The sequence below is a fragment of the Zoogloea sp. genome, assembly GCF_023150065.1.
Lineage (GTDB): Bacteria > Pseudomonadota > Gammaproteobacteria > Burkholderiales > Rhodocyclaceae > Zoogloea.
Window position 1 is genome coordinate 1 of sequence record NZ_JAKLLN010000240.1, and the last position, 518, is coordinate 518.

1 protein-coding gene is annotated in these 518 nt (G+C 72.8%); it reads right to left on the reverse strand.

Features of this window, described 5'->3' with window-relative positions; all coding sequences use genetic code 11:
* A partial coding sequence (locus L6Q67_RS24475; protein ID WP_296576416.1) for a tetratricopeptide repeat protein occupies positions 1–518 on the reverse strand: 518 nt, incomplete at both ends.

Sequence of the window (518 nt, forward strand, 5' to 3'; positions counted from 1 at the left end):
GCGACCTCGAAGCGCCCGGTCTTCAGGTAGTGGTCGGCCAGGTTGCCCAGCGACAGCGCCTCGTCCTCGCGCGAGCGGGCCTGGCGCGACAACTCGAGCGCGCGCTGCATCACCTGCAGCTCACGCGCCTGGTCGCCGGCATCGCCCAGGGCAACGGCCATCGTCGTGAGCACCCGCGCCTCGCCCAGGATGTCGCCCTGCTGGCGGGTCAGGGCCAGCGCTTCGTCGATCAGCTTCATCGCCGCGTCGCGCTGACCGGCCGAAAGCAGCGTGCCCGCCAGGAAATTGCGCGCCTCGGTCTGCCGCCACGGCGGTGCATGGGCATCGACCAGCGCGATGTACTGGTGCCGCAGGCGCACGGCGTCCTCGTACCGCCCCCGGCCTTCCAGCACCGCGGCCAGACCACGCATGGCGCGCATGCGCAGCTGGGCCAGTGCATCGGCAGGCAGCTTGGCCAGCGCCTCGGCGTACAGGCGCTCGGCGCGCTGCGGCTGGCCGCGCTGCCAGAGGATGTCGCC